The sequence below is a fragment of the Luteimonas salinilitoris genome (assembly GCF_041300785.1).
In the GTDB taxonomy this organism is placed as follows: Bacteria; Pseudomonadota; Gammaproteobacteria; order Xanthomonadales; family Xanthomonadaceae; genus Luteimonas; species Luteimonas salinilitoris.
The window spans coordinates 317,182-342,919 of sequence record NZ_JBFWIB010000002.1 but is presented as its reverse complement, the minus strand read 5'-3'; the positions used below and the strand labels follow the sequence as shown (position 1 = coordinate 342,919).

The window sequence follows — 25,738 nt, the reverse complement described above, 5'->3', positions numbered from 1 at the left end:
CGCCGCGGCGCGGGGCGGTCCATCGCCCTGCCGAGGACCCGCAAGGGTCCGCTGGCGCAGTTGGCAGTCTCCAGAGGCGAAACGCCCACGGCGTTCCGCGCGGTAGCAGCGCGCGAGGAACGCATCATGAAACGCATGCTGATCAATGCGACGCAGGCAGAAGAACTGCGCGTCGCCATCGTCGACGGCCAGACGCTCTACGACATCGACATCGAGCAGCCGTCGCAGGAACAGAAGAAGTCCAACATCTACAAGGGCCGCATCACCCGGCTCGAGCCTTCACTGGAAGCGGCCTTCGTCGAGTACGGCGCCGAGCGCCACGGCTTCCTGCCGTTGAAGGAAATCTCCCGCGACTACTACCAGGCCGGCGCCGACCACCGCAACGCCGGGATCAAGGAGCTGCTGCGCGAGGGCCAGGAGGTCGTGGTCCAGGTCGAGAAGGAGGAGCGCGGCAACAAGGGCGCCGCCCTGACCACGTTCATCTCGCTGGCCGGCCGCTACATGGTGCTGATGCCGAACTCGCCCACCGCCGGCGGCGTCTCGCGCCGGATCGAGGGCGACGACCGCGCCGCGCTCAAGGAGGCGATGGACAAGCTGAACATCCCCGACGAGATGGGGGTGATCATCCGCACCGCCGGCGTCGGCCGCGATGCCGAGGAGCTGCAGTGGGACCTCGATTACCTGCTCAGCATCTGGCGCGCGATCGCCGAGGCGGCGCTGGGCAAGCCGTCGCCGTTCCTGATCTACCAGGAGTCGCGCCTGATCACCCGCGCCCTGCGCGACTACATGCGCGCCGACATCGGCGAGATCTTGGTCGACGACGACAAGATGTACGACGAGGCCCGCGAGTTCGTCGAGCAGGTGATGCCGCACAACCTGCGCAAGCTCAAGCACTACACCGACGACGTCCCGCTGTTCAACCGCTTCCAGATCGAGTCGCAGATCGAAAACGCCTACGAGCGCACCATCCGCCTGCCGTCCGGCGGCGCGCTGGTGATCGACCAGACCGAGGCGCTGACCGCGGTCGACGTCAACTCGGCGCGCGCCACCAAGGGCGGCGACATCGAGGAGACCGCGTTCCACACCAACCTCGAGGCCGCCGACGAGGTCGCCCGTCAGCTGCGCCTGCGCGATCTCGGCGGACTGGTGGTGATCGACTTCATCGACATGTCGTCGAACAAGCACCAGCGCGAGGTCGAGAATCGGCTGCAGAACGCGCTCAAGCACGATCGCGCGCGCGTGCAGCTGGGCCGGATCTCCAAGTTCGGCCTGATGGAGATGTCGCGGCAGCGCCTGCGCGCCAGCCTGGGCGAATCCAGCCAGATCGTCTGCCCGCGCTGCGAGGGCCACGGCCGCATGCGCAGCATCGAGTCGCTGTCGCTGTCGATCCTGCGCGTGGCCGAGGAGCACGCGATGAAGGACAACACCGGCCAGGTGCTGGTGCAGGCGCCGACCGAGATCGCCAACTACCTGCTCAACGAAAAGCGCCGCGCGCTGGCCGAGATCGAAGGCCGCCACGACGCGCCGATCGTGATCGTCGCCGACGACCAGCTGCAGACCCCGCACTACGAAGTCACTCGCATCCGCGAAAACGAACTCGGCGAGGAATCCAGCAAGCCCAGCTACCAGCGCGGCACGCCGCGGAGGCTGGCGACGATCGCGCTGAGCAAATCCAACCTCAACGTGCCGCCACCCGCCGCGGTGACCAACGTGCACCCCGCCCAGCCCGCTCCGGTTCGCGAACCGCGCGAGGAACCGGCGCCGGTCGCGTCCGTGGCGCCGGCACCCGCCGTGGCCCCCGCGAGCGGCGGGTTCATGGCCTGGCTCAAGAGCGTTTTCGCGGCGCAGCCGGCGACCGAAACGGCCGCGCCGGCGCCGCAGCGATCGTCTTCGCGCGGCAGCCGCGGCGACCAGGCCGAGCGCGGCGAGCGTTCCGGACAACGTCGCGGCGGCGGTCGGCAGGGTCGCGACGGCAAGCGCCGCGACGAGCCGCGGCGCGGCCAGAAGCAGGACGCCAAGCAGGCGCGCGAGGAGAAGCCGGAGGCCGACAAGCCGGCCGACAAGGGCCAGGCCGCGTCGCAGAAGCAGGAACCGAAGGCGCAGCGGCAGCCCAGGCGCCAGGGCGGCAAGGGACAGGGCCGCGGCGAATCGCGCCGCGATGCCGCGGCAGCCGAAGAAGCCGCTGTCGACCCCGTCCACAAGGAGCACGAGGAGACCGTCGCCACCGCGGCGAAGCCATCTGCGCCTTCCGAAGCGATCCGTGACGAGGTTCCGTCGGCCGCGGCACCGGCTGCGAAGGAAGACTCCGGGTCCGAGGACAAGGCGACCGCCGGCACCGCGCCCGGCGAGGAAGGAACCCAGGCCGGCGGCGAAGCCGGCGGCCGTCGTCGTCGCGGACGTCGCGGTGGTCGTCGCCGTCGTCGTGGCGGCGGCGATGCCGAGTCGGCTGCGGCCGACATCGACGAGGCCGGCTCGGATCCCTCGGATCCTGTGGCGGAAGTCGACAATAGCCAGCCGGAATTCGATTTCGACGACATGCCGAAGTCGAGGCCACCGTCGGCGCGCAAACCTGAAGAAGCCGCGCCGAGCGTCGCCGCGGTCGCAGGTTCCGCCGTGGAGCCGGAAGCCGCGCCGTCGCCGGAAAGCGCACCCGCCACGAATGCGCCCACGGCTCCTCCTGCATCCGGCAGCGCGCAAGGCGAGCGGGCGTCGCAGCCCGCATCGGTCATGAGCGCGCCGGCGGCGGTGGAGGATCGCGAAGCGCCCTCCGCCGAAGCGGCTCCGGAAGCGACGGAATCCGGTGCCGAGGCAACCGCCTCCGCTGCACCGCCGGTCGCCGCTTCACCAACACCGACGCCCGCGCCTGCCGCGCCGCCGGAGACCACCGAGTCGGCACCGCCGACACCGGATGCTGCAGCAGAGGAGCCCCGGTTCATCGCCCCCGCGACCGAGCACTCGGCGCCCGTGACTTCGGCCCCGGCCGATCGGGCATCCGAGCGCGCCGCGGAGAGTGCCGAACCGGCAGCATCGCCGGAGCCGGCGCGGACGCCCGGGCTGTTCGACGGCGGCGCACCGGAACCGGCCGAAACCGCCGCCGATGCCCTCGCCGGCAAAGGCGACGAGCAGGAAGAGAAGGCGTCGGACGAAGACGAAACCGCGGAAGAAACCAGGCCAGACCGGGACGAACGCTTCCGCAGCGCCTGACGCAGCAGGTCCCGCGCAGGCGCCTACAGCGTCTGCGCGGGATCGCTCAATCCGTATTGGCTGGCCAGCCGCGCCAGCGCGATCGTGTCGCTGATCTGCAACTTGTCGAACATGCGCGTCTTGTGCGTGTTGACCGTCTTCGCGCTCACGCTGAGCCGCTTGGCGATCTGCTCCTGCCGCAATCCCTGCATCAGCAGCATGGCGATCTCGAGCTCGCGCGCCGACAGCATGTCGAACGGACTGTCGACGCCGTCGAGTCCCGACAGCGCCAGGTTCTGCGCGATGCTGCTGGACAGGTAGCGTTTGCCGGCCGACACCGAGCGCACCGCCCGCAGCAGTTCGCCGGCATCGCCGCCCTTGCCGACATAGCCCGACGCACCGGCCTCGATCAGGCGCTTGGGCATCGGCCCGTCCTCGAGCACCGACACCACGATCACGCGCGGGCCGTAGTCGCCCTTGACGATGCGCTCGGTCACCTCGAGCCCGCTGACGCCGGGCAGATGCAGGTCGCACAGCACCACGTCCGGCTTGAGCCTGCGGATCTCGGGCAGTGCCGTCTCGCCGTTTTCGGCCTCGCCGACCACTTCGATGTCGGATTCGCCCGCCAGGATCATGCGCATCCCCGTACGCACGAGCGCATGATCGTCCACCATGTAGATACGGATGGTCATCCCTGTCCCTGCCCCTTGATCTGGTATCCCCATTGGAGGCTAGCGCCAGCGTCGCACGCCCGCAAGCGTGTAATCGCATACACGCGCCGACCCGGGGCATCGTCGCGGGCCACGGCCCGGGGCGGTATCGCGCGCCGGTTCAGACCAGCGCGGTATCCAGCAGCAGCATCAGCACGAACCCGAGCATCAGGCCGGCGGTGGCGAAAGCCTCATGGCCCTTGCGGTGGGATTCGGGAATGATCTCGTGGCTGATGACGAACAGCATCGCGCCCGCCGCGAACGCGAGCCCCCAGGGCAGCAGCAGCTTGGAAACGCCGATCACCATCGCCGCAAGCACCGCCGCCATGGGCTCGACGATACCCGACAGCATGCCGATGGTGATCGCGGTGGCGCGGCGGTACCCGGCGGCGATCAGCGCCACCGACACCACAAGTCCTTCCGGGATGTCCTGGATGGCGATGCCGGTCGCCAGCGTGTCCGCGTTCGCCGCATGCGATCCGGCGTAGGCGACGCCGATCGCCAGCCCCTCGGGAATGTTGTGCAGCACGATCGCGAACACGAACAGCCAGCTGCGGCGCAACGTCTGCGCACGCTGGCCTTCGACGCCCTTGATGAAGTGCTCGTGCGGCACCCAGCGCTCGACCAGCAGCAGCACCGCGGCGCCGAGCAGTATCCCGCCACCGACGATCGCGCCCGCGCCCCAGGGGCCGGTGCCCTCGGCCCGCGCGACCTCGATGCCCGGCACGATCAACGAGAACGACACCGCCGCCAGCATCACCCCGGCACCGAAGCCGAACAGGCTGTCGAGCACGCGGTCGGACAGGCGCTGCGAAAACCACACCGGCAGCGTACCCAGCGCCGTCGCGACAGCCGCCATCGAACCTGCCAGGAATGCCTCGAACACCGGCTCCGGATACTGCGACTGCAATATCCGCCAGAGCGACTGCAGCATCGCGAACAAACCCAGCACCACGATGCCCAGACCGAGCAGTCGTCGCAGCGTGGCGGGCGGCGGCAGGTGCGGTGCGTGCATGCACGGATGATCGCATCATTCGGCCATCGCGGCGCACGTCGCGATCGTGCAGACTGGCGGCTTCCTGCACATCCTGCACCGGGGACATCCGAACATGCGCGACCCGTACCGCCAACTTGCCGCCGCCCTCGCCGCCCTCGCGCTGCTGGTCGCATGCGACCGGCCCGCCACCGACGGAAGCCGGCAACCGGCCGCGACGGTCGCCGCACCGGCCGGCGCCGGCGACAGCTGGCGTTCGGACGTCGCCACGATCGCCGCCGCCGGCGACAACGTCGCCCGTCTCGACGCGATCCGGCACCGCATGCAGGCGATCGGCCTGGCACCGGCGGAAACCGCCTTCGACAGCGGCGACCGTTCCGGAACCAACCTGACCGCCGCCGTGAACGGCGGGGACGATGCGCCATTGCTGCTGCTCGGCGCGCACGCCGACCGCGTCGACCAGGGCGACGGCGCCACCGACAACGCCTCCGGCGCGGCGGTCGTCCTGGCGCTTGCACAGCGCCTGCATGACCGGCCGCTCGCCCATCACCGCGTCGCGGTCGCCTTCTGGGACCTGGAGGAAGCCGGCCTGCTCGGCTCCAAGGCCTACGTCGCCGAAGGCGGCGAACGCCCTGCGCTCTACGTCAACTTCGACGTCTTCGGCTGGGGCGACACGCTGTGGATGATGACGCCGGACCCGGCTCACCGGCTGGTCGCCGACAGCGCCGCGGCGGCCGCGGCCGCCGGGACCGGGTTCGCCCCGGGCGAGCAGTACCCGCCCACCGACCACCGCGCCTTCCTCGAGGCCGGCTGGCCGGCGGTGTCCTACTCGCTGGTCGGCGGCGACGAGATCCCATCGATCCTCGCCATGTACGACGGCGAGCGCCCCGACCCGCTGCCGAAGGTGATGCGGGTCATCCATTCCCCCGCCGACACCATCGAACAGATCGACCCGGTCGCCGTGGCCCGCGGGATCGATGTCGTCGAAGACGCGCTACGGCGCTGGGACGCGGCGACACCGCGTGCCGACTGAGGTAGATTTTCGACGCGTAGGCAAAACGCCCCTCGCGGGGCGCTTGCGGGTGTGGCGGAGAGAGTGGGATTCGAACCCACGGCGGCATCGCTGCCACGCCGGTTTTCAAGACCGGTGCCTTAAACCGCTCGGCCATCTCTCCGTTGTCTATTCGTAGCTTCGCGGCGCCGGTTTGACCATCGGCTTCGCCGACGTTCGCCGCGGCCTCCGTGCCGAAACCGACGCCTTAAGCCGCCCGGCCATCTTTTTTCCGGATCCGCATGCGCGGGACACGCCCGCCGCCGTCAGCGGATTGTCGCATGCGCCGTTTCCGGTCGGGCATCCTCGCGCTGGCGCGCGGCGAGCTTGCTCTGCTCGATCTCCGGGGTCTTGCCGCAGTGCTTGCAGTTGAGGCTGGACTCCTCGATCAACGGCGGCAGCGCCTCGGCGAGATGATCGATGAACACCCGCACCGCCGGCAACAGGCCGCGGCGCGAGGCGAACACTGCGTGGGCGATGCCTTGCGGCAGGCGCCAGTCCGGCAGCACCACCTCGAACTCGCCGCTGCGCACCGCGTCCGCGCACAGGGTTTCCGGCAGCATGGTGATGCCGAGGCCCTGCCGTGCCAGCGCCATCAGCATCGGAAAGTCGAACCCGGCCACGCGCGGCTTGAGTTCGACCCGGCTGACCTGACCGTCGCTGCCCTGCAGGTCCCAGCGCTGCCGCACCTCGTCCTCGCCCATGGTCATGGTGGTGTGGTCCTTCAGCTCGTCCGGCGTGCGCGGACGGCCGGCGCGGTCGAGATACTTCGGGCTGGCGACCAGCAGCTCCTGGATCTGGCCGAAGCTGCGCATGATCAGGCTGCCGTCGTCGTCGAGCTTGGAGCGCACGCGGATGGCGATGTCGAAGCCCTCGTTGATGACGTCGACGCGGCGGTTGCTGACGTGCATCTGCACCCGCACCTGCGGGTACTTGGCCAGGAAATCCGGCAGCAGCTTGGGCATCGACTGCTGGGCGATGCCGACCGGCACGCTGACCCGCACCACCCCGCGCGGCTCGGCGCTGAGGCGGTCGACCACCTCGCGCGCCGCCGAGGCCTCGGCCAGCATCGACTGCGCGTGCCGGTAGACGCCCTGGCCGACATCGGTGACGGCAAAGCGGCGCGTGGAACGCTGCAGCAAGCGTACGCCGAGATCGTTCTCCAGCTGGCTGATGCGCCGGCTCAGGCGCGACTTGGGAATGCCCAGCGCCCGCTCCGCCGCCGCGAAACCGCCGTGTTCGACGACCACGGCGAAATAGTAGAGATCGTTGAGGTCCTGCATGAGTGATTCCCATGAATAGAACGATGCGTGGCATTAAAGCATGTTTATCCTACACAGGCAACGACCTAGATTGGCCTTGCCGCGGCGTCGCCGCTCACCTGAAGGAAAGATGCCATGAACCTGCTGCATATCGATTCCAGCGTCTCCGGAGCCGGCTCGGTCACCCGCGCCCTCACCGCCTCCATCGTCGCGCCCTGGCGCGATTGCCCCGAGAGCACCCGCGTCGTCTACCGCGATCTCGATGCCGCACCGATCGCGCACCTGCACGGCGCCGCGCTGGCGGGCAAGGATTCCGCGGCCACGGCGGAAGCCGAACGCACCCTGCAGGAGTTCCTCGAGGCCGAGGTGATCGTACTCGGGGCGCCGATGTACAACTTCGGCATCCCGTCCACGCTCAAGGCCTGGATCGACCGGATCGTGGTCGCCGGCAAGACCTTCCGCTACACCGCCGAGGGGCCGGAAGGCCTGGCCGGCGGCAAGCGCGTGATCGTCGCGGTCGGCAGCGGCGGCGTGCATGCCGGCGTGGCCAGCGACTTCGTCGAACCGTACCTGCGCCAGGTGCTCGGTTTCCTCGGCATCGACGACATCCGCTTCGTCCGCGCCGAGGGCGTGGCGCTGTCTGCGCAGCATCGCGAGCAGGCCCTGGCGGCGGCGCGCGCGTCGATCCCGGCGCCGGCGCCGCTGCGGCTGGCGGCCTGAAGGCGGAGGAGCGAGAAACTAGAAACGAGGAACGAGGAACGAATAGAGGCGGTCGTCGACTCGTTTCTCGTTCCTCTCCACTCGTTTCTCGCTCTTCAGATGCGTTCAGCACCGCCCATGTACGGCCGCAGCGCTTCCGGAATCCCGATGCCGCCGTCGGCCTGCTGATAGTTCTCCATCACCGCGATCAATGCGCGACCGACCGCCACGCCCGAGCCGTTGAGGGTGTGCAGCAGTTCCGGCCTGCCGCTGTCCGGATTGCGCCAGCGCGCCTGCATGCGGCGGGCCTGGAAGTCGCCGCAGTTGGAGACCGAGGAGATCTCGCGATAGCCGTCCTGCGACGGCAGCCACACCTCGAGATCGTAGGTCCTGCGCGCGGCGAAACCCATGTCGCCGCTGCACAGCAGCACCTTGCGGTATGACAGGCCCAGCTTCTCCAGCACGACCTCGGCGCAGCGGGTCATGCGCTCGTGCTCGGCGTCGCTGTCGTCCGGGCGGGTCGCTGCGACCAGCTCGACCTTCTCGAACTGGTGCTGGCGGATCATGCCGCGAGTGTCGCGGCCGTGGCTGCCGGCCTCGGCGCGGAAGCACAGCGAGTGCGCGGTCATGCGCAGCGGCAGGCGATCGGCGTCGACGATTTCGTCGCGGACCAGGTTGGTCAGCGGGACTTCGGCGGTGGGAATCAGGTAGCGCCTGCTGTCTCCCACCGCGGTGGCGAACAGGTCCTCCTCGAACTTCGGCAGCTGGCCGGTGCCGGTCATCGCTTCGGCGTTGACCAGCAGCGGGACGTTGGTTTCCTGGTAGCCGTGCTCGCCGGCGTGCAGGTCCAGCATGAACTGCGCCAGCGCACGGTGCAGGCGCGCCAGTGGACCGCGCAGTACGGTGAAGCGGGCGCCGGACAGCTTGGCCGCGGCGTCGCCGTCGAGCCAACCGTCGCGCGTGCCGAGTTCCACGTGGTCCTTCGGCGCGAAGCCTTCCGCCGCGAAATCGCGCGGCGTGCCCCAGCGCTTCTGCTCGACGTTGCCACGCTCGTCCTCGCCCGCCGGCACGCTGTCGTCCGGCAGATTGGGAATACCGAGCGCGATCGCATCGAGCTCGCGCCTGAGCGCATCCAGCCGCTCCTCGCCGGTCTTCAGTTCCTCGCCGAAGCCGGCCACTTCCGCCAGCAGCGGCGCGATGTCCTGGCCCTTGGCCTTGGCCTGGCCGATCGCCTTGCTGCGGGTGTTGCGCAGGTTCTGCAGTTCCTGGGTACGGACCTGCAGCTGCTTGCGCTCGCGCTCGAGCGCCTGCAATGCGTCGGCGTCGAGCACGAAGCCGCGCGCCTCGCGCAGGCGACGGGCAAGTGCATCCGGGTCGTTGCGCAGCAGGTTGGGATCGAGCATGAGGGGTTCGCGTGATGAACGGAGCGCGATTATCGCCCGAGAGCGCTGCCGATGCCGCCGTCGCGTCCGGGCCGCTGTGCCAGAATGCGTCACGGCTCCCCATCGGTGCGCAGGATGTCCTCTCCAGATCCCGACCGGCGTCCCCGACGCGGTCCCCGCTTCCTGTTGCCCGCGCGCGCCTGGTTGATCATCCTCGCCGCCTTTGCCGCCGGCCTGCTGCTGTCGGGCCTGCTGTGGTTCGGGCAGCGCGGCGAGCGCACGGCCGCGCCCGCCGCCGTCACCACGCCCGCGGATGCCGCGGACGCGACTGCGGGCGGACTCCCCGCACCGCAACCGACCGCCCCGACCGCCCCTGCCGATCCCGGCGGTGCGAGCGGCATGGAGGAGGCGGATCCGGATGCGCCGCCGCAGCGCGTGGAGCAGGCGCCGGTGCCGGAGCCGTCGCGGGACGAGCCCGGGCCCGTCGACGGCAGCGAACCTGCCGCGGCCGCCGTCGCGACGCGTGCGCCCGTGGCGGTGGAAACGCCGGCGCCGCGCTATCCCTCCGCCGCGCTCAGGCGCGGTGACTCGGGCGAAGTGGTCCTGCAGGTACGGGTCGGCGCCGACGGCAGCACCCAGGACGTGGAAGTCGTACGCGGCAGCAACTCGCGCGCACTCGATCGCGCCGCCGTCGCGGCGGTGCGCCGCTGGCGGTTCCAGCCCGCATTGCGGGATGGGCAGCCGGTGCCGGGAATGGTTCAGGTGCCGATCGTCTTCAACCCGGCACGCTGATCGCGACTGATCGGCCGGAGTCGGTGCCGGGAGCCGGGGATCCGCGCCCGGCTTGCCGGAAGCGCTCCGAACCGCGGCTTTCGGCGCTCCCGCGGGAAGCCGGCGGGCGTGGGTCCAGCCACCGGCCCCGTGCGATCGCCGGCTATGGCGACGGTATGCGTTAAGCGTGCGTCAACGACGTCGTGACGCGGCCGCCACAAGCGCTGTGAAACGCTCATGGCGTCATCCTGAACAGGGGTACGACGATGTCCGATCCGATGAACCGCCCGAACCAGGCTCCCCCGCCTCCGCCGCCCCCTCCGCCAGAGGAGCCGCGCAAGACCTCCAGCCCGCTGATCTGGATCCTGGTGCTGATCGCGCTGATCGCGATCGGCTGGTATTTCTACGCGCAACGCGGCGCGCCGGACACCCCGGTCGAGCCGGAAACGCCGATCGGAGAGTCCGCCGACATCGGCGACGGCACGCCGCCGCCGCCCGCCAGCGAGCGCGAAGAGCCAGTGGAGACCACACCCGAGCCCAGCACCGGCATCACCGAGCCCACCATGCGGCCGGCCGACCCGATCGAGCGCGTCGAGCCGACCTATCCGCCGACCGCGCTACGCGCGCAGGAGGAAGGGACGGTGCTGCTGCGCGTGCAGGTCGACGCCCAGGGCAATCCCACCGAGGTCGATGTCGCCCGGAGCAGCCGCTCGCGCGAACTCGATCGCGCCGCGCGCGACGCGGTCCGCAAGTGGAAATTCAGTCCCGCGATGGAGAACGGACAGGCCGTGGCCTCGACGGTGGAGGTGCCGATCGACTTCCGGATGGATACGCAGTAGCGACGCCCGCCGCCGCGCCGTGACCGTAGGAGCGCGCCATGCGCGCGATGCCGGCGCCGCTCGGCACGCGCGCATATCGGGAAGCGAGGTGATCGTATCCGTGGACGACCGCGGGGAGCGGAACTGGATCGCCGGAGGCGCGGGCGCGACCAAGTTCGGGGGCATCGCGCGCATGGCGCGCTCCTACGGAGGAGGTCAGCTTTCAGCAACCTCCAACCCGAAGCCGGCGCCGCGCGCCAGCGCGTCGAAACCTGGGAACGAGGTCGCCACGTTGGCGACGTCGTTGATCGTCACCGCATCCGTCGCGCATTGCGCCGCGACCGCGAACGCCATCGCCACCCGATGATCGCCGTGGCTGCCGACCACCCCGCCCCGTAGCCGGCCGCCGTGGATGGTGGCGCCGTCCGGGGTCTCGTCGACGCGGATGCCGAGCGCGCGCAGGCCGGTCGCCACGGTGGCGATGCGATCCGATTCCTTGACCCGCAGCTCGGCCGCGCCGCGCACGGTGGTCGTGCCTTCCGCGCAGGCGGCCGCCACGAACAGCGCCGGAAACTCGTCGATCATGTCCGCCACGTGCTCGCGCGGCACGGCGATGCCGCGCAGCGGCGCCGAGCGCACCCGCAGGTCGGCGACCGGTTCGCCGCCCTGCTCGCCCGCGTTCTCCTCGACGATGTCCGCGCCCATCGCCCGCAGCACGTGCAGCAGCCCGGTGCGGCGCGGGTTCATGCCGACTCGGCGCAGGCGCAGTTCCGACCCGGCGACCACGGTCGCCGCCACCAGGAAGAACGCCGCCGACGAGAAATCCGCCGGCACCGCGACGTCGGTGGCGCGCAGGCGGTGGCCGCCGGACAGCCGCGCGATGCCCGGCGAGAACGCGACCGGCCAGCCGAACGCCGCCAGCATCCGCTCGCTGTAGTCGCGGGTCGGCTGCGGCTCGCGCACGACTGTCTCGCCGTTTGCGTACAGCCCCGCCAGCAGGAGCGCGGACTTGACCTGCGCGCTTGCAACTTCAGATTCGAATTCAATGGATTGCAATCCATTGCTCGCGTGAATTCTCAACGGCGGCCGGCCGTCCGGCCCGGTCTCGATACAGGCCCCCATCCGCGCCAACGGCCCGGTCACGCGCCGCATCGGCCGCTTCGACAGCGAGGCATCGCCCACCAGCACCGAATCGAACCTCTGCCCGGCCAGCAGCCCGGACAGCAACCGCATCGCGGTGCCGGCGTTGCCGCAGTCCAACGGCTGCACCGACGGTCGCAGGCCGTCGAGGCCGACCCCGTGCACGATCCGCGCCCCGGGTTCCGGCGTCTCGATGCGCACCCCCAGCTGCCGGAAGATCGCCTCGGTGGCGCGCGCGTCCTCGCCTTCCAGGAATCCCTCGATGCGCGACACGCCGTCGGCCAGCGACGCCAGCATGATCGCCCGGTGCGAGACCGACTTGTCGCCCGGCACCGTCAGCTCGCCGCGCAGCGGCCTGTCGCGGATGGCGATCCAACCCTGCTGCCCCTGCTGCATCACCTGTCGCACCTCGAAAGCGGTTTGGCCGCGGATGAACACGGACGGACGCGGATGGAGCGATTCAATGTCTGTTTCTCCGCGTTCATCCGCGTTGATCCGTGGCCGGATATGTTGGCTTCGTTGTTTCATCCAGCGCCCGCAGCAGCCGCGTGTTCTCGTCGGCGGTGCCGACGGTGATGCGCAGGCACTGCGGCAGGCCGTAGCCGGCCATCGGCCGCACCACCACGCCGCGCTGCAGCAGGCCGGCCTCGACCGCGGCCGCATCGTCTCCGAAGCCCGCCAGCAGGAAGTTGGTTTGCGACGGATGCACGAAGCAGCCGCGTGCGCGCAACGCCTCGGCCAGCAGCGGCCGCTGCTGCGCGTTCGCAGAGACCACCCGCTGCAGATGCGCCTCGTCCTCCAGCGCGGCCGTCGCCGCGGCCAGCGCCACGCTGTTGGCGTTGAAGCTCTCGCGCAATCGTTCCATCACCGCGATCAGCCCGGCATCCGCGACCGCATAGCCGACCCGCAGTCCCGCCAGCGCATAGGCCTTGCTGAAGGTGCGGGTGACGACCAGGTTGCGGTGGCGCGGCAGCAGCGACAGCGCGGAACGATAGTCCGGCGCGTCGGCGAACTCGGCGTAGGCCTCGTCGACCACCACGATCACCTCGTCCGGCAGCCGTGCCAGCAGCGCCGCCAGCGCATCGGCGGCGATCCAGGTCCCGGTCGGGTTGTTGGGATTGGCCAGGTACAGCAGCCGCGTGCGCGCGGACACCACCGACGCCAGTGCGTTCGGCGCGTGCCCACGCGGCATCGCGGCATCGGGCGCCCATGCCGGTGCGAACTGCAGCGGCGCACCCGCGGCCTGCGCCGCCAGCGCGTAGACGGCGAAGCCGTGCTGCGACATCGCCACCGCCGCGTCCGGGCCGGCGAACACCTGCGCGAACTGCATCAGCAGCTCGTGCGAGCCGTTGCCCAGCAGCAGCTGCGCCGGCGCCACGCCGAGCCGGTCCGCGAGCGCACGCTTCAATCCACCGCCGAGGGGGTCTGGATAGCGGTGCGCTGTATCCAGCGCTTCCAGCGCCGCCTGCCGCGCCGCGGGGCTGGGCCCGTAGGGATTCTCGTTGGCACCGAGTTCGACCAGCCGTCCGGCGCCGAAGCGCCGCCGCAACGCCACCAGGTCGTGCCCGGGATCGTAGGCCTTCAGCGCGCGGATGCCCGGCTGCGCGAGCGCGGCAAAGCACGCGTCGCCGTTTCTACCGATTCCCGATCCCCGGTTCCCGATTCCCGGCTTCACGGCACCGCGACCGGATACGAGCCGAGCACGCGCACGTCGCCGGCGAACTCGTCGATCTCGCCCAGCGCATCCTTCAGCGGCGACTCGTCGACGTGGCCGGCGACGTCGATGAAGAACGCGTACTGCCACAGCGCGCCGTGCGCCGGACGCGACTCGATCCGGTTCATGCTGATCCCGGCGCGCGCCAGCGGTTCGAGGATCTTGTACAGCGCACCGGGCTGGTCGCGGATGAACACCATCAGCGAGGTACGGTCGTGGCCCGACGGCGGGAACGAGGCGCGGCCGAGCACCAGGAACCGGGTGGTGTTGTCGTCGCGGTCCTCGATCGGCCCGGCCACCACTTTCAGGCCGTAGACGTGGGCGGCGTTCTCGCCGGCGATCGCGGCGGCGTCGTCGGCGTTGCGGGCACGGCGCGCGGCGTCGGCATTGCTGACCACCGCCTGCTTCTCCACCTTCGGCAGGTGTTGCCGCAGCCACGACTTGCACTGCGCCAGCGACAGGCCGTGCGAGTACACACGCTCGACATCCTCGATGTGCCCGGTGCGCGAGAGCAGGTACTGGTGCACGCGCAGTTCGACCTCGCCGCAGATCTTCAGCGGCGAGGTGAGGAACAGGTCGAGCGTGGACTGGATCGTGCCCTGCCCCGAGTTCTCCACCGGCACCACGCCGAAATCGGCGGTGCCGGAGGCGACCTCGTCGAACACCTCCTCGATGCTGGCCAGCGGCAAGCCTTTCGCGGAATGCCCGAAGTGCTTGTGCACCGCCTGCTGCGAGAACGTGCCCTCCGGACCGAGGTAACCGACCTTCAGCGGCTCCTGCTGCGCCAGGCAGGCCGACATGATCTCGCGGAACAGGCGCACCAGCACCTCGTCGGAGAGCGGGCCGTCGTTGCGGTCGACTACGCGCCGCAGCACCTGCGCCTCGCGTTCCGGGCGATAGTAGTCGACCGCCGCCGCGAGCTTGCCCTTGGCCTTGCCGACCTGGTGCGCCCACAGCGCGCGCTCGGCGATCAGGGTCTGGATCTCGTGGTCGATGCCGTCGATCTGCTCGCGCACGGCGGACAGGTCGGTGCTGCGCTTGCCCGGCTGCTTACCGGTTATCTTTTTGGCGGTCATGCCTGCTCTCATAGGTGGATCGTGTCGGCGCGCATCGTCGAACCGCATTGCAAACACCCCGTAGAGCGGAGCTTGCTCCGCTGCATCGGCTCCGGAGCCGGGAATAGCGGAGCAAGCTCCGCTCCACGGGACGGTGGGGGTCAGCCATGGCGCTGTTGGAACTCGCGCATGAATTGCGCAAGCGCCTGTACGCCCTCCAGCGGCATCGCGTTATAGATCGACGCGCGCATGCCGCCGAGCACGCGATGGCCCTTCAGCGAGATCAGGCCGGCGGCCCTGGCCTCTTCCAGGAAAGGCTGGTCCAGCGCGTCATCGTGCAGGAAGAATGGCACGTTCATGCGCGAGCGCGCGGCCGAGTCGACCTGGTTGCGGTAGAAGCCGCCGGAGCCGTCGATGCTCTCGTACAGCAGCGTCGACTTGGCCGCGCTGCGGCGCGCGAATTCCGCCACCCCGCCCTCGGCCAGCATCCACTTCACCGTCAGCCCGAGCATGTACCAGTTCCAGCTCGGCGGCGTGTTGAGCATGGAACCGTTGGCCAGCTGCAGGCGGTAGTCGAAGATGTCCGCGCGCGGCTGGCCGACGCGCTCGAGCAGGTCGCGGCGGATGATCGCCACGCCGATGCCGACCGGCCCGAGGTTCTTCTGCGCGCCGGCGTAGATCGCCCCGTAGCGGGTCACGTCGATCGGCTCGGAGGCGATGCTGGAACTGAAGTCGGCGAACAGCGGCACGTCGCCGACATCGGGCACGTCGCGGAACTCGACCCCGTGGATGGTCTCGTTGGCGGTGATGTGCACGTAGGCCGCATCCTCCGACAACCGCCATGCCTCCCGCGCCGGAATGCTGTGGAAGCCGTCGATCTCACCGCTGGCGGCGATGCGCAGGTCGGCATACGGTGCTGCCTGCCGGATCGCGGTCCTGCCCCAGTGTCCGGTGACCACGTAGTCCGCCGCCTGCCCGGCGGCGGCAAAATTCAGCGGCAGCAGCGCCTGCTGGGTGGTCGCGCCGCCGCCCACGAACAGCACCGCATAGTCGTCGGGGACGCCGACCAGCGCGCGCAGGTCGGCCTCGGCCTCGACCGCCACCTGCATGAACTCGGGGCCGCGATGGCTCAGTTCGACGATCGATGCGCCGGCACCGTGCCACTCGAGCATTTCCTCCTGCGCCCGCCGCAGCACGCTTTCCGGCAGGGCGGCGGGACCGGCACTGAAATTGTAGGCACGCGACATCGGCGCTTCGCTTCGGATCGACATGGGGGTCGCTAGTATGCCGCAGCGCACCAAGCATTTGCGGCGTAACCTTTTGCCCCTGTCGTGCGTACTTATCTCCAATAGCCCCAACCGGAGCCGGCCGATGTCATTGCGCGACGCCCTGCGAATCCCTGCGTCGGAAGTTACCGACGAAACCATCTATCGCGAACGCCGCCGGCTGCTCGCGGCCTTCGCCGGCGCGCCGGTGCTCGGCCTGGCCGGTTGCGCCGAGGCCGAACCGCCGCCACCGCCGCGCCCGGCGTCCAGTCCTGCGCAGGTGCGGGCCGGCTTCGACACCGACGAGGAGCTGACCCGCTACGAGGACGTCACCAGCTACAACAACTTCTACGAGTTCGGCACCGGCAAGGCGGACCCATCGCGCGCCGCGAAGACGCTGCGCACCTCGCCATGGCGGGTGAAGGTCGGCGGCGAGTGCGCGAAGCCGGGGACCGTCGCGCTGGAGGACCTGCTGAAGGGACCGGCGCCGGAGGAACGCACCTACCGGTTGCGGTGCGTGGAAGGCTGGTCGATGGTGATTCCCTGGCTGGGGGTGCCGCTGGGCGAGGTGCTCAAGCGCTTCGAGCCGACCTCGAAGGCGAAGTTCGTCGCCTTCACCACTCTCGCCGACCGCGAGCAGATGCCGGGCATCCGCTACCGCTCGATCAACTGGCCCTATCGCGAGGGCCTGCGCATCGACGAGGCCATGCACCCGCTGACCCTGCTCGCCACCGGCCTCTACGGCAAGCCGCTGCCGCAGCAGAACGGCGCGCCGCTGCGGCTGGTGGTGCCGTGGAAGTACGGGTTCAAGAGCATCAAGTCGATCGTCGAGATCCGCTTCGTCGAGCGCATGCCCGAGACCGCCTGGCACGATCTGCAGCCGTCCGAGTACGGCTTCTTCTCCAACGTCAATCCGCAGGTCGATCATCCCCGCTGGAGCCAGAAGACCGAGCGCCGCATCGCCGGCAGCGCCGGCAAGCTGTTCGCCGACCGTATCGAGACGCGGATGTTCAACGGCTACGCGGATCAGGTGGCATCGATGTACGCGGGGATGGACCTGAAGAAATGGTTCTGAGGGCAGGAACGAGAAACGAGAAACGAGAAACGAGAGAAAGCGGCAGAATCCTGCCCTGACTCGTTCCTCGTTTCTCATTCCTCGTTTCTCTTCCCCGGCCTTTTCCCCGATGCCTCGTACCCCATCCCTCCTGATCGCCGCCAAGGCCGCCGTCCACGCGCTCGCGCTGACGCCGCTGGCGATCCTGTCCTGGCAGTTCTGGCAGGTGTTCAGCGAGGCCGACATCGACGCGCTGGGCGCGGATCCGGTGGCCGAGATCGAGCACCGGCTCGGCATCTGGACACTGCGCCTGCTGCTCGTCACGCTGGCGATCACGCCACTGCGGCAGATCACCGGCCAGCCGCTGCTGGTCCGCTTCCGTCGCATGCTGGGGCTGTACGTGTTCGCCTACGCCAGCCTGCACTTCTCGGCCTGGCTGGTGCTGGACCTGCGCGGCTACTGGACGACGCTGTTCGAGGAGATCGTCAAGCGTCCCTACATCACCGTCGGCTTCACCGCCTGGCTGCTGCTGGTGCCGCTGGCGATCACCTCGACCAAGGGCTGGATGCGGCGGCTGGCGCGCAACTGGGGCCGGCTGCACAAGCTGATCTACGCCATCGCGGTACTGGCGGTGCTGCACTTCTGGTGGATCGTGAAGTCCGACATCCGCGAGCCGCTGCTGTATGCCGGCATCCTCGCGCTGCTGCTGGGCTGGCGCCTGTGGCGCTGGTTGGCATCGCGCCGGCGCGGCCCCTCAGCCCGACCCGTAAAGCAGCAGCAGGCTCAGTAGTCCGGCCAGCACCAGCGCCGCCAGCAGCAGCCACGGCAGCCGCCACGGCGCACGCCGGTCTTCGCGCGAGGTGTCCGTGGATGGCTGCTCCGCGAGCGCTTGCATTTCCAGCATCCCGCCCGCCGCAGGCTCGCGCCCGGCGTCGGCGCGCATCGGTGCCTCGACCACGAAACGCTGGTGGGCGTCGAACACCACCTGGTCGCCCGGCAGCAGCACGGCGTCGCGGACCGATTCGCCGTTGACCTGGCTGCCCTCGTCCGAGCCGAGGTCGCGCAGGACCACGCGCCCGTCCGCCAGTTCGATGTGCGCATGGCGCTCGGCGAAGGCATCGTCGTCGATGCGGATGTCGGCCTCCCTCGTGCGCCCGACCAGCCGCGGGCGGTCGAGGGTGAAGCTGCGGCCGTGATGCTGGCCGCCGATCCCGCGCAGGACCACGCGCGGATCGGATTCGGCTTCGGCGGCCGTCGGCGCCGTTTCGGGACGCGCGGGCGCACGTTCGCCGACCAGGCGCATCTCGATGCCATCGATATAGACCGCATCGCCGATGCGCAGCATCGCCAGCCGTCGGATCTCGCGGCCGTTGACGTGCACGCCGCGCGCACCCTCCGACACGGTCAGCCATACGCCGCGCCGGTCGACGCAGAAGCGGACGATCGCCTGCTGCCCGTCGGCGACGACGCCCATGCGATCGCGGCCCGGCACGCGGCCGATCGCATGCATGCCGATGCCGAGCGGGAGATCGGGCTGGCCGGCGGTGGTGAAACGCAGCTTCAGGGATTCCATCCGGCATGAATCTAGCATGCCCCCCGGGCTTGGATAGCGGCCGCGGCCGCTTCAGAATGGGCGCCTCCTTCCCGCCGCGAACCGCCGCCATGGCCGATATCGATATCCATCATCCCCACTCGATGCCGATGCCGAAGGCGCGCAAGGCGATCGAGGAAGTCGCGCGGAAACTGGACGAGCGCTTCGGCATGGCGTGCACGTGGGACGGCGACTGCCTGAGTTTCGAACGTTCCGGCGTGGACGGCCGCATCGAGCTGGCGCCGGAGGAGCTGCACGTGACCGCGAAGCTGGGATTCCTGCTCTCGGCGATGCAGGGCCCGATCGAGAGCGAGATCCGACGGGTGCTGGCCGAGAAGTTCGACGCCTGATCGCCGGACCGGCCGCAAGCGGGATCGACCGCCTCGGCACCGCGGTCGTTCAGTCCGCGGCGAACGGCTCCGGATGGCCTTCGAACAGCCGTCGCATGGCCTCGCGCTCGTCGTCCCCGATCTCGGCGACGAACCCCGCGACATCGCCCAATCGCTCGAACGCGACGTAACCGCGTTCCAGGAAACCCTGCAGTTCGCCGAGCCCCGCCAGCCGCGCCGGCCCGCGCGAGAACGCCAGCAGGGCCGCCACGCCGCGCGTCTTCAGGGCGCGGCCGAACCCGCCGCCGACCTCCCCGATCAAGCCGATCTGGTGCGCGCGCAGCCGCGGCAATCCCACCGTGCGGTAGGCCTGCGCGTACAGGTCCTGGTCCAGCCTTCGGCGCCGGGGCGCCAGGCGCTGCAGGGCTTCGGCCATGCGCAGGTCGAGCGCGTGGCTGAGCGCACCCAGTTCGATCGCCGAGGCGATCGTGGCGAGCAGCCGTGTCGGCAGCAGCTTCTGCATCATCGGGATCACCCGCACGATGTCGGCATCGCGGCGGGCGAAATCGCGGTCGCCGTAGACGTCGGTGAGGAAGAACTCGGCCGCCGCCCGGCGCCGCGGGTCGCCCAGAAAGCGGGCGAAGCTGCGCTGCAGGCGTTCTGCCTGCCAGCGCCGCAACTCCGGGAGCCAGCGTAGCCGGTTGCGCGGTTCGACGGCCGGATCGTGCAGGGCCTGATGGCAGACGACGCGGCGCGACAGGCGCAGGACTACAGCGTGGGGATGCGGCATGCCGACATCATCGGTGCCCGCGCGCGACGGAAGCAAGCCCATGCGCCGCTCCGCTACACTCGCTCGACCTCCACGGATCCGATCGCATGCTCTCCCTGCATTCCGCCCGGCAACGTCCCCGCCCGCCGCGTCGCCAGGCGCCGAGGATCGGACTGGCCATCGCCGGCGGCGGCCCGATCGGCGGCATGTACGAACTGGGTGCGCTGCGCGCGCTGGACGAGGCGCTGGACGGCTTCGACCCGACGGCGGTCGACTGCTATGTCGGCGTCAGCAGCGGCGCCTTTCTCGCAGCCGGCCTGGCCAACCGCCTCGGCACCGAGGCGATGTGCCGCATCTTCATCACCGGCGACAGCGACGACGTGCGGTTCCGTCCGGAAACCTTCCTGCGGCCGGCGCTGTTCGAGTACCTGCGCCGCGCCGCCACCCTGCCGCGGCTGACGGTGCAGTGGTGGCAGGGCCTGCTGCTGGGCCCGCGCGACGCGCGCTGGGACATGATCCCGCGCATCGGCGGCGTGCTGCCGACCGGGTTGTTCGACAACCGCGAACTGGAACGCTTCCTCCGCGGCGTGCTGACGCGGCGCGGACGCAGCAACGATTTTCGCGAGTTGCAGCGCAAGCTGTACGTGGTCGCGGTCGACCTCGACAGCGGCGATCCGGTGCTGTTCGGCGGCGACGGCTGGGACGACGTGCCGATCTCGGTCGCGGTGCAGGCCAGCGCCGCGCTGCCCGGCCTGTACCCCCCGGTCGAGGTCCGCGGCCGCCATTTCGTCGACGGCGCCCTGCGCCGCACCATGCACGCCTCGGTGCTGCTCGAGCGCGGCATCGACCTGCTACTCGGCGTCAATCCGCTGGTGCCGTTCAACAACACCCTGCACAACAGCAACACCCAGCACGACAGCGGTCGGGCCGCCGATGCCGACCCGCGGCGCCTGGCCGAAGGCGGGCTGCCGGCGGTGCTGTCGCAGACCTTCCGCACGCTGCTGCAATCGCGCATGCAGGTGGGCATGGCGAAGTACGCAGGCCAGTATCCCGACATCGACCAGCTGGTGTTCGAACCCAACGAGGCCGACGGCGAACTGTTCTTCACCAATGCCTTCAGCTTCTCCTCGCGGCGCCGCGTCTGCGAACTCGCCTACCGCAACACCCTTGCCGACCTGCGCCGCCGCGCCGACGAGCTGCAGCCGGTGCTGGCGGCGCACGGCATCGGCCTGCGCGACGAGATCCTCGCCGACGAGCACCGCACCGTCCTCGACGGCCTGCGGCCGCCGCCGCCGCGCAGCACCGAGACCACCGCGCGCCTGCGCCGCGCGCTGGACGACACCGAGCGCCTGATCGCGAACCGCCGACGTGCCGGATCGCGACGATCATGAGCGGCCGGCAGGGCTTTTTTGCCGCGGATCTACGCGGATAGGCGCGCATAAAGGTGGACACCCGGAGTATCGGAATACCTCCGCAGCGCCCGACGTGCGGGCGGTCGGCAGAGCCGGCAGATCCATCAAGCGGCGGCGGCGGCCTATCCGCTTTGCCGTCTTTATCCGCTTTATCCGCGTCTATCCGCGTAGATCCGTGGCCAGCCTGCTCTCCTGCCTTCCCCGAACAATTCCCGGTGGTGTGAAAGCTCTAGACGCGGCCGTGACGCTGCAACTTCTATCTTTGCCAGAAATCGGAGGGACCATGGCCACGTTCAAGAAGACCGCGAAGAAAACCGGCACCCGGCGCTCGTCGGCCGCGGACCCGCAGCAACAGGCCGAGCGCCTGTCCAAGGGCCTGAGCGAATCGGCGCAGCAGATCTGGCTGGCCGGCGTCGGCGCGTTCGGCCGCGCACAGGCCGAGGGCGCCAAGCTGTTCGAGTCCCTGGTGAAGGAAGGCCTGAACGTCGAGCAGAACGCACGCAAGTTCGCCGGCGGCCGCGCGGACGTGATGCGCGATGCGGTCGAGAGCAGCGTCGGCCAGGCGCGCCACCGCGCCACGGACACCTGGGATCGGCTGGAAAAGGTGTTCGAAGACCGCGTGCAGCGCGCGCTGGTCAAGCTCGGCGTTCCCAGCCGCGACGATCTCGCCGACCTCGCCCGCCGGGTCGAGATCCTGACCGCGGAACTGCGTCGCCAGTCGAGCACGCCGGCGGCGCGCAAGACCGCGAAGAAGGCCGCAACCCGGAAGACCGCGACCAAGGCGGCGGTGAAGAAAGTCCCGCGCAAGCGCGTGCGCAAGACCACCGCCGGTTGACCTGGCAGTCGGCTTTGAAGCCCCTCTCCCTTCGGGGCGACGGCGCACGGCTTGCGCGCCGCTGGCGCGGGTCGGGGCGCGGAGCGGGGGTTTGGGGTGAGGATACGGCGAAGTCGCGGTGGTTCAGACCTCTGCCGCTTCGCCGTACCCTTGCGGTGGGCCAAGGCCCACCCTATGCGGGTGATAGGGTGGGCCTTGGCCCACCATTATCGTCTGTGACCAGGCGCCCTTAACCCGTTTCGCGATTCCGACTATCCTGCACGCGCTTCCGCCTGCCGGCGGAGATCCTCACCGTCCGGACAGGAAAATCGATTCGTGAGCGCAGGGCTGCAGTGGCTGGTTGTCGTCGTCGTCGTTCTGCTGCTCGGCACCGTCGCCACCGTCTACATCCAGCGCGTCCTGCGGCGGCGGGACGAGACCCGCGCCGGCATCGCGGCGCTCGCCGGCACTTCCTGGCGCGAGTTCATCCACCTGGTCCTGCAGGCGTTGTCGCGGCGCGGCTTCGAGCGCGTGTTCGACCACGAGGTTGCGGCCGGCGACAAGGATTACACCCTGCAGCGCGACGGCCGGCGCTGGCTGCTCTCGTGCAAGCACGGCAGCGCCTTCGTGCTCGGCAATGCCACCGTCAACGAACTGTCCAACGAGATCCGCCTGGCCAATGCCAGCGGGGGATTCCTGTTCACCCAGGGCCGGATCTCGAACGAGGCGCGCAAGACCGCCGCGGACCGGAACATCGAATTGCTCGACGGCGCCACCCTGTGGCCGGAGCTGCGCGACCTCAAGCCGGAACAGCTGGCGGCGATCCGCGCCGGTGCCGAACGGCGTGCGCGGCAGCGTATTGCCGTGGCCTGGCTGCTGGCGCTTCTGGTCGGCATCGCCGTGTACTTCGCGATCGCGGACCGCTCGCCGATATCCATCGGCGCACCACAAGCCGCACCGGTGTCCTCCGATGCGCCGGCGCCGGCCGCCGACGCCGGGCCAGAGGCCGATGCCGATGCAGCAGCGGACGTCGACGACAGTCGCGGCGCGGAACCGGTCATGGCGTCGCCGCAAGCGCAGCGCGAGGCGCTGGTCGGCGCGGTCGCCACCCTGCCGATGGTCGACCGGGCGTTCTGGGCGACGCAGTCGACACTGGAGGTCCACCTGCTCGACGCCGGCGAGGATGCGATGCCGAGCATCTGTCCGCTGGTCGAGCGCTATCCGGACCTGGCCGCGTCGCGGATCCTGCTGACGCCGCCGGCGGGCAGCGGGCTGCAGGTGCGCTTCCGGCAGTGCCGGACGTACTGAACGACCAATCCCGTAGAGCGGAGCTCGCTCCGCTGCTCCCGGCACCGACCTCCCGCGCAGCCGAGCAAGCTCGGCTCTACGGCCGAATGGCCCCGGTCGATGACCGGGATACCCCGTAGAGCGGAGCTCGCTCCGCTGCTTCCGGCCCGAAGCCCGCGCGACCGGCTAAGGTCCGGCTCCACATCCGGCGATCGGTATCGCGGCGTTACCAGTGCACGCCGCGCATCAGCGCGGCGAACGCGATCTGCTCCTGGCTCGGGGTCTCGTCCTTCAGGGCCTGGCGGTCGCCCTTGGCGGCGGCCGAGTCCGGGAACAGCTCGAACGCGCTGTTCATGACCACCTCGTAGGCCTTCGGCGCGACCGCGTTGAGCAGCGCCGCGAACACGCCGAGGCGGGTGGTGATGCGGCTGGGACGCTCGATGATCGCCTTGACCAGCAGGTCGGCGGCCTCCTCCGGGGTCAGCGTGGGCACGCTCTCGTACATCTTGGTCGGCGCGATCATCGGCGTCTTCACCAGCGGCATGTTGACCGTGGTGAAGCTGATGCGCTTGCCCGACAGTTCGCCCTGGGCGCAGCGGCTGAAGGCGTCCAGCGCGGCCTTCGAGGCCACGTAGGCCGAGAACCGTGGCGAGTTGGCCAGCACGCCGATCGAGCTGATGTTGATGATGTGGCCCTTGCGACGCTTGGTCATCGTCGGCATGAAGCCCATGATCAGGCGCAGGCTGCCGAAGTAGTTGAGCTGCATGGTCCGCTCGAAATCATGGAAGCGGTCGTAGCTGAGCTCGATCGAACGCCGGATCGAGCGGCCGGCGTTGTTGATCAGCACGTCGACGTGGCCATGGTCCTTGAGGATCGTCTGCACCAGCCGGTCGCAGTCGGCCATGTCCGACAGGTCCGCCGTGTACGCGAACACCTTGCCGCCGGCGGCCTTCATCCCGTCGCGGGCCTTGAACAGCTCCTCCTTGCCGCGCGCCACGATCACCGTGATCGCGCCCGCCTCGGCCACCCGCTGCGCGGTGGACAGGCCGATGCCGGACGAGCCGCCGGTGATCACGACCACCTTGTTGCGCACCTTGCCCTTGAGCGTGCGGTCGACGAACAGGTCGGGATCGAGGTGGCGCTCCCAGTAGTCCCACAACCGCCAGGCGTAGTCGTCGAGTCTCGGCACCGCGATGCCGCTGCCCTTGAGCGCGCGCTCGGCCTCGCGGCTGTCGAAGCGCGTGGGATAGGTGATGAACTTCAGGACGTCCTTCGGAATGCGGAAGTCGCGCAGCAGTGTGCCGACCAGGCGCCGCACCGGCGGCAGGTTGCCGACCGCGGCGCGGATGCCGGACGGCACGAAGGCGAACATGCGTGCATCGATGCGCATGGTCATCTCCGGCGCGTGGCCGGCGCGGCAGAATGCGTTGAGCACCTCGCCCACGCGCATCGGCTCGGGATCGGTGAGATGGAAGGTGTGGCCGTCGAGCCTGGGCTTGTGCGCGATGTGGTCCATCGCGTCGGCGACGAAGTCCACCGGCACGATGTTGATGCGCCCGCCCTCGATGCCCAGCGTCGGCATCCACGGCGGCAGCATCTGGCGCAGCTTCTTGATGAAGGTGAAGAAGTAGTACGGGCCGTCGATCTTGTCGATCTCGCCGGTTTGCGAATGGCCGACCACCATGCCCGGCCGGTAGATGCGCCATTTCAGCCGCGTCTCATCGCGCACCAGGCGCTCCGACTCGTGCTTGGTGTGCAGGTAGGGATCGTCCAGGCCTTCGGCCTCGTCGAACATGTCCTCGCGGAAGATGCCCGGATACAGGCCGGCGGCGGCGATCGAGCTGGCGTGGTGGAAACAGCCGGCCTCGAGCGCAGCGGCCAGGTCCAGCGCATGCCGGGTACCTTCGACGTTGGCGGCCTGCTGCGCTTCCGCACCGGCGGTGAGGTCGTAGATCGCCGCCAGATGGAAGAAGTGCTTCACCTTGCCCTTGAGGCCGCGGACCTGCGCCGCGCCCAGGCCGCATTTCGGCGCGGTCATGTCGCCGCTCACCGGCACGACGCGCTTCGGGTCCCAGCCCATCTTCCCGGCGATCGCGTCGAATTTCTTCCGCGAATCCTCGCGCACCAGCACGTGGATCGTGCCCTTGCGCCGGAGCAGGTTGCTGACCAGGAAGCGGCCGATGAACCCGGTCGCGCCGGTGACGAAATAGCTCATGTCTCCCTCCCAGGAATGAAACCACCGCCGGACCATACGGCGCCGTCTGCGCCAGCATAGCCAGCACGGCCGGGGCTGCCTAGGGATGGGCAGGCGGCCCTTGCGGGAGTGGCGATGGCATGCCATCGCCGGGGAGTCGCGACTCCGCAGGCGACCGATCGCGGCGAAGCCTCTCCTGAGCTTGTCGAAAGCTCGCTGCCACAAAGGAAAAGCCTGGGCCGCG

At 69.8% G+C, this 25,738-nt stretch carries 22 protein-coding genes and 1 tRNA gene; 11 read left to right on the top strand and 12 right to left on the bottom strand.

The window, feature by feature from the left end; all coding sequences use genetic code 11:
• Nucleotides 1-126 precede the first annotated feature (126 nt).
• Nucleotides 127-3,204 carry an Rne/Rng family ribonuclease gene (locus AB5T46_RS04835; protein ID WP_370562724.1) on the top strand — a complete coding sequence of 1,026 codons (3,078 nt, stop codon included), beginning with the start codon at nt 127-129 and terminating at the stop codon, nt 3,202-3,204.
• 23 nt (nt 3,205-3,227) lie between these two features.
• Here the strand turns inward: AB5T46_RS04835 and AB5T46_RS04830 are convergent, their stop codons facing one another.
• Nucleotides 3,228-3,875: a response regulator gene (locus AB5T46_RS04830; protein ID WP_370562723.1), complete on the bottom strand. Its 648-nt coding sequence runs from the start codon at nt 3,873-3,875 to the stop codon at nt 3,228-3,230.
• A gap of 139 nt (nt 3,876-4,014) precedes the next feature.
• Nucleotides 4,015-4,908, bottom strand: coding sequence for a ZIP family metal transporter (locus AB5T46_RS04825; RefSeq protein ID WP_370562722.1), 894 nt, complete (start codon nt 4,906-4,908; stop codon nt 4,015-4,017).
• Nucleotides 4,909-5,002: 94 nt separating this feature from the next.
• Between AB5T46_RS04825 and AB5T46_RS04820 the strand changes: the two genes are divergently transcribed.
• A complete protein-coding gene (locus AB5T46_RS04820; RefSeq protein WP_370562721.1) occupies nt 5,003-5,920 on the top strand; it encodes a M28 family metallopeptidase in 918 nt (305 codons plus the stop codon).
• Nucleotides 5,921-5,972: 52 nt separating this feature from the next.
• Here the strand turns inward: AB5T46_RS04820 and AB5T46_RS04815 are convergent.
• Nucleotides 5,973-6,062, bottom strand: a tRNA-Ser gene (locus AB5T46_RS04815).
• Between the two features lie 142 nt (nt 6,063-6,204).
• Nucleotides 6,205-7,221 carry a LysR family transcriptional regulator gene (locus tag AB5T46_RS04810; protein ID WP_370562720.1) on the bottom strand — a complete coding sequence of 339 codons (1,017 nt, stop codon included), beginning with the start codon at nt 7,219-7,221 and terminating at the stop codon, nt 6,205-6,207.
• A gap of 114 nt (nt 7,222-7,335) precedes the next feature.
• Here AB5T46_RS04810 and AB5T46_RS04805 point away from each other — a divergent pair, with 114 nt between their 5' ends.
• Entirely contained in the window at nt 7,336-7,920 is a 585-nt protein-coding gene (locus AB5T46_RS04805; RefSeq protein WP_370562719.1) for an FMN-dependent NADH-azoreductase, read from the top strand.
• A gap of 95 nt (nt 7,921-8,015) precedes the next feature.
• Here the strand turns inward: AB5T46_RS04805 and serS are convergent, their stop codons facing one another.
• Nucleotides 8,016-9,302, bottom strand: a complete 1,287-nt coding sequence (gene serS, locus AB5T46_RS04800; RefSeq protein ID WP_370562718.1) for a serine--tRNA ligase — start codon at nt 9,300-9,302, stop codon at nt 8,016-8,018.
• 114 nt (nt 9,303-9,416) lie between these two features.
• Here serS and AB5T46_RS04795 point away from each other — a divergent pair, with 114 nt between their 5' ends.
• Both AB5T46_RS04795 and AB5T46_RS04790 read left to right on the top strand, forming a co-directional pair.
• Nucleotides 9,417-10,073, top strand: a complete 657-nt coding sequence (locus tag AB5T46_RS04795) for an energy transducer TonB (RefSeq protein ID WP_370562717.1) — start codon at nt 9,417-9,419, stop codon at nt 10,071-10,073.
• A gap of 245 nt (nt 10,074-10,318) precedes the next feature.
• Nucleotides 10,319-10,891, top strand: coding sequence for an energy transducer TonB (locus AB5T46_RS04790; RefSeq protein WP_370562716.1), 573 nt, complete (start codon nt 10,319-10,321; stop codon nt 10,889-10,891).
• Nucleotides 10,892-11,086: 195 nt separating this feature from the next.
• Here the strand turns inward: AB5T46_RS04790 and aroA are convergent, their stop codons facing one another.
• The 4 genes from aroA to serC form a co-directional block, all read right to left on the bottom strand.
• Entirely contained in the window at nt 11,087-12,406 is a 1,320-nt protein-coding gene (gene aroA / locus AB5T46_RS04785; protein ID WP_370563098.1) for a 3-phosphoshikimate 1-carboxyvinyltransferase, read from the bottom strand.
• An 85-nt stretch (nt 12,407-12,491) separates the two neighbouring features.
• Nucleotides 12,492-13,685 carry a histidinol-phosphate transaminase gene (gene hisC / locus AB5T46_RS04780; protein WP_370562714.1) on the bottom strand — a complete coding sequence of 398 codons (1,194 nt, stop codon included), beginning with the start codon at nt 13,683-13,685 and terminating at the stop codon, nt 12,492-12,494.
• The gene (pheA, locus tag AB5T46_RS04775) at nt 13,682-14,800 is read right to left on the bottom strand and encodes a prephenate dehydratase (RefSeq protein WP_370562712.1); all 1,119 of its coding nucleotides are present in this window, start codon (nt 14,798-14,800) and stop codon (nt 13,682-13,684) included. Before pheA ends, hisC begins: the two co-directional genes overlap by 4 nt.
• A 140-nt stretch (nt 14,801-14,940) precedes the next feature.
• On the bottom strand, nt 14,941-16,026 hold the full coding sequence (gene serC, locus AB5T46_RS04770; RefSeq protein ID WP_370562711.1) for a 3-phosphoserine/phosphohydroxythreonine transaminase: 1,086 nt from the start codon (nt 16,024-16,026) through the stop codon (nt 14,941-14,943).
• A gap of 124 nt (nt 16,027-16,150) precedes the next feature.
• On the opposite strand from serC, the gene msrP reads away from it, so the two are divergent.
• Together msrP and msrQ are read left to right on the top strand one after the other, a co-directional pair.
• The gene (gene msrP / locus AB5T46_RS04765) at nt 16,151-17,119 is read left to right on the top strand and encodes a protein-methionine-sulfoxide reductase catalytic subunit MsrP (RefSeq protein ID WP_370562710.1); all 969 of its coding nucleotides are present in this window, start codon (nt 16,151-16,153) and stop codon (nt 17,117-17,119) included.
• 109 nt (nt 17,120-17,228) lie between these two features.
• Nucleotides 17,229-17,888, top strand: a complete 660-nt coding sequence (gene msrQ, locus AB5T46_RS04760; protein ID WP_370562709.1) for a protein-methionine-sulfoxide reductase heme-binding subunit MsrQ — start codon at nt 17,229-17,231, stop codon at nt 17,886-17,888.
• On the opposite strand, the gene AB5T46_RS04755 is transcribed toward msrQ, so the two are convergent.
• Complete coding sequence (locus tag AB5T46_RS04755) at nt 17,853-18,671, bottom strand: FHA domain-containing protein (RefSeq protein ID WP_370562708.1); 819 nt, start codon at nt 18,669-18,671, stop codon at nt 17,853-17,855. The two genes, msrQ and AB5T46_RS04755, sit on opposite strands and share 36 nt — an antisense overlap.
• A gap of 89 nt (nt 18,672-18,760) precedes the next feature.
• On the opposite strand from AB5T46_RS04755, the gene AB5T46_RS04750 reads away from it, so the two are divergent.
• Nucleotides 18,761-19,039, top strand: a complete 279-nt coding sequence (locus AB5T46_RS04750; protein ID WP_370562707.1) for a polyhydroxyalkanoic acid system family protein — start codon at nt 18,761-18,763, stop codon at nt 19,037-19,039.
• Nucleotides 19,040-19,088: 49 nt separating this feature from the next.
• Here AB5T46_RS04750 and AB5T46_RS04745 read toward each other — a convergent pair whose 3' ends face one another.
• A complete protein-coding gene (locus AB5T46_RS04745) occupies nt 19,089-19,808 on the bottom strand; it encodes an FFLEELY motif protein (protein WP_370562706.1) in 720 nt (239 codons plus the stop codon).
• 86 nt (nt 19,809-19,894) lie between these two features.
• Here AB5T46_RS04745 and AB5T46_RS04740 point away from each other — a divergent pair, with 86 nt between their 5' ends.
• The 3 genes from AB5T46_RS04740 to AB5T46_RS04730 all read left to right on the top strand — a co-directional run bounded on the left by AB5T46_RS04740 (nt 19,895) and on the right by AB5T46_RS04730 (nt 23,321).
• The gene (locus AB5T46_RS04740) at nt 19,895-21,178 is read left to right on the top strand and encodes a patatin-like phospholipase family protein (RefSeq protein ID WP_370562705.1); all 1,284 of its coding nucleotides are present in this window, start codon (nt 19,895-19,897) and stop codon (nt 21,176-21,178) included.
• Between the two features lie 304 nt (nt 21,179-21,482).
• Entirely contained in the window at nt 21,483-22,034 is a 552-nt protein-coding gene (locus tag AB5T46_RS04735) for a phasin family protein (protein WP_370562704.1), read from the top strand.
• 315 nt (nt 22,035-22,349) lie between these two features.
• Complete coding sequence (locus AB5T46_RS04730; protein WP_370562703.1) at nt 22,350-23,321, top strand: restriction endonuclease; 972 nt, start codon at nt 22,350-22,352, stop codon at nt 23,319-23,321.
• Between the two features lie 205 nt (nt 23,322-23,526).
• On the opposite strand, the gene AB5T46_RS04725 is transcribed toward AB5T46_RS04730, so the two are convergent.
• A complete protein-coding gene (locus AB5T46_RS04725; RefSeq protein WP_370562702.1) occupies nt 23,527-25,515 on the bottom strand; it encodes an SDR family oxidoreductase in 1,989 nt (662 codons plus the stop codon).
• Nucleotides 25,516-25,738: the final 223 nt, after the last annotated feature.

Bases quoted from the DNA above. Each gene is read 5' to 3' on its own strand.
- AB5T46_RS04835 (WP_370562724.1), top strand. From the start codon at position 127: ATGAAACGCATGCTGATCAATGCGACGCAGGCAGAAGAACTGCGCGTC.
- AB5T46_RS04830 (WP_370562723.1), bottom strand. From the start codon at position 3,875: ATGACCATCCGTATCTACATGGTGGACGATCATGCGCTCGTGCGTACG.
- AB5T46_RS04825 (WP_370562722.1), bottom strand. From the start codon at position 4,908: ATGCACGCACCGCACCTGCCGCCGCCCGCCACGCTGCGACGACTGCTC.
- AB5T46_RS04820 (WP_370562721.1), top strand. From the start codon at position 5,003: ATGCGCGACCCGTACCGCCAACTTGCCGCCGCCCTCGCCGCCCTCGCG.
- AB5T46_RS04810 (WP_370562720.1), bottom strand. From the start codon at position 7,221: ATGCAGGACCTCAACGATCTCTACTATTTCGCCGTGGTCGTCGAACAC.
- AB5T46_RS04805 (WP_370562719.1), top strand. From the start codon at position 7,336: ATGAACCTGCTGCATATCGATTCCAGCGTCTCCGGAGCCGGCTCGGTC.
- serS (WP_370562718.1), bottom strand. From the start codon at position 9,302: ATGCTCGATCCCAACCTGCTGCGCAACGACCCGGATGCACTTGCCCGT.
- AB5T46_RS04795 (WP_370562717.1), top strand. From the start codon at position 9,417: ATGTCCTCTCCAGATCCCGACCGGCGTCCCCGACGCGGTCCCCGCTTC.
- AB5T46_RS04790 (WP_370562716.1), top strand. From the start codon at position 10,319: ATGTCCGATCCGATGAACCGCCCGAACCAGGCTCCCCCGCCTCCGCCG.
- aroA (WP_370563098.1), bottom strand. From the start codon at position 12,406: ATGCAGCAGGGGCAGCAGGGTTGGATCGCCATCCGCGACAGGCCGCTG.
- pheA (WP_370562712.1), bottom strand. From the start codon at position 14,800: ATGACCGCCAAAAAGATAACCGGTAAGCAGCCGGGCAAGCGCAGCACC.
- serC (WP_370562711.1), bottom strand. From the start codon at position 16,026: ATGTCGCGTGCCTACAATTTCAGTGCCGGTCCCGCCGCCCTGCCGGAA.
- msrP (WP_370562710.1), top strand. From the start codon at position 16,151: ATGTCATTGCGCGACGCCCTGCGAATCCCTGCGTCGGAAGTTACCGAC.
- msrQ (WP_370562709.1), top strand. From the start codon at position 17,229: ATGCCTCGTACCCCATCCCTCCTGATCGCCGCCAAGGCCGCCGTCCAC.
- AB5T46_RS04755 (WP_370562708.1), bottom strand. From the start codon at position 18,671: ATGGAATCCCTGAAGCTGCGTTTCACCACCGCCGGCCAGCCCGATCTC.
- AB5T46_RS04750 (WP_370562707.1), top strand. From the start codon at position 18,761: ATGGCCGATATCGATATCCATCATCCCCACTCGATGCCGATGCCGAAG.
- AB5T46_RS04745 (WP_370562706.1), bottom strand. From the start codon at position 19,808: ATGCCGCATCCCCACGCTGTAGTCCTGCGCCTGTCGCGCCGCGTCGTC.
- AB5T46_RS04740 (WP_370562705.1), top strand. From the start codon at position 19,895: ATGCTCTCCCTGCATTCCGCCCGGCAACGTCCCCGCCCGCCGCGTCGC.
- AB5T46_RS04735 (WP_370562704.1), top strand. From the start codon at position 21,483: ATGGCCACGTTCAAGAAGACCGCGAAGAAAACCGGCACCCGGCGCTCG.
- AB5T46_RS04725 (WP_370562702.1), bottom strand. From the start codon at position 25,515: ATGAGCTATTTCGTCACCGGCGCGACCGGGTTCATCGGCCGCTTCCTG.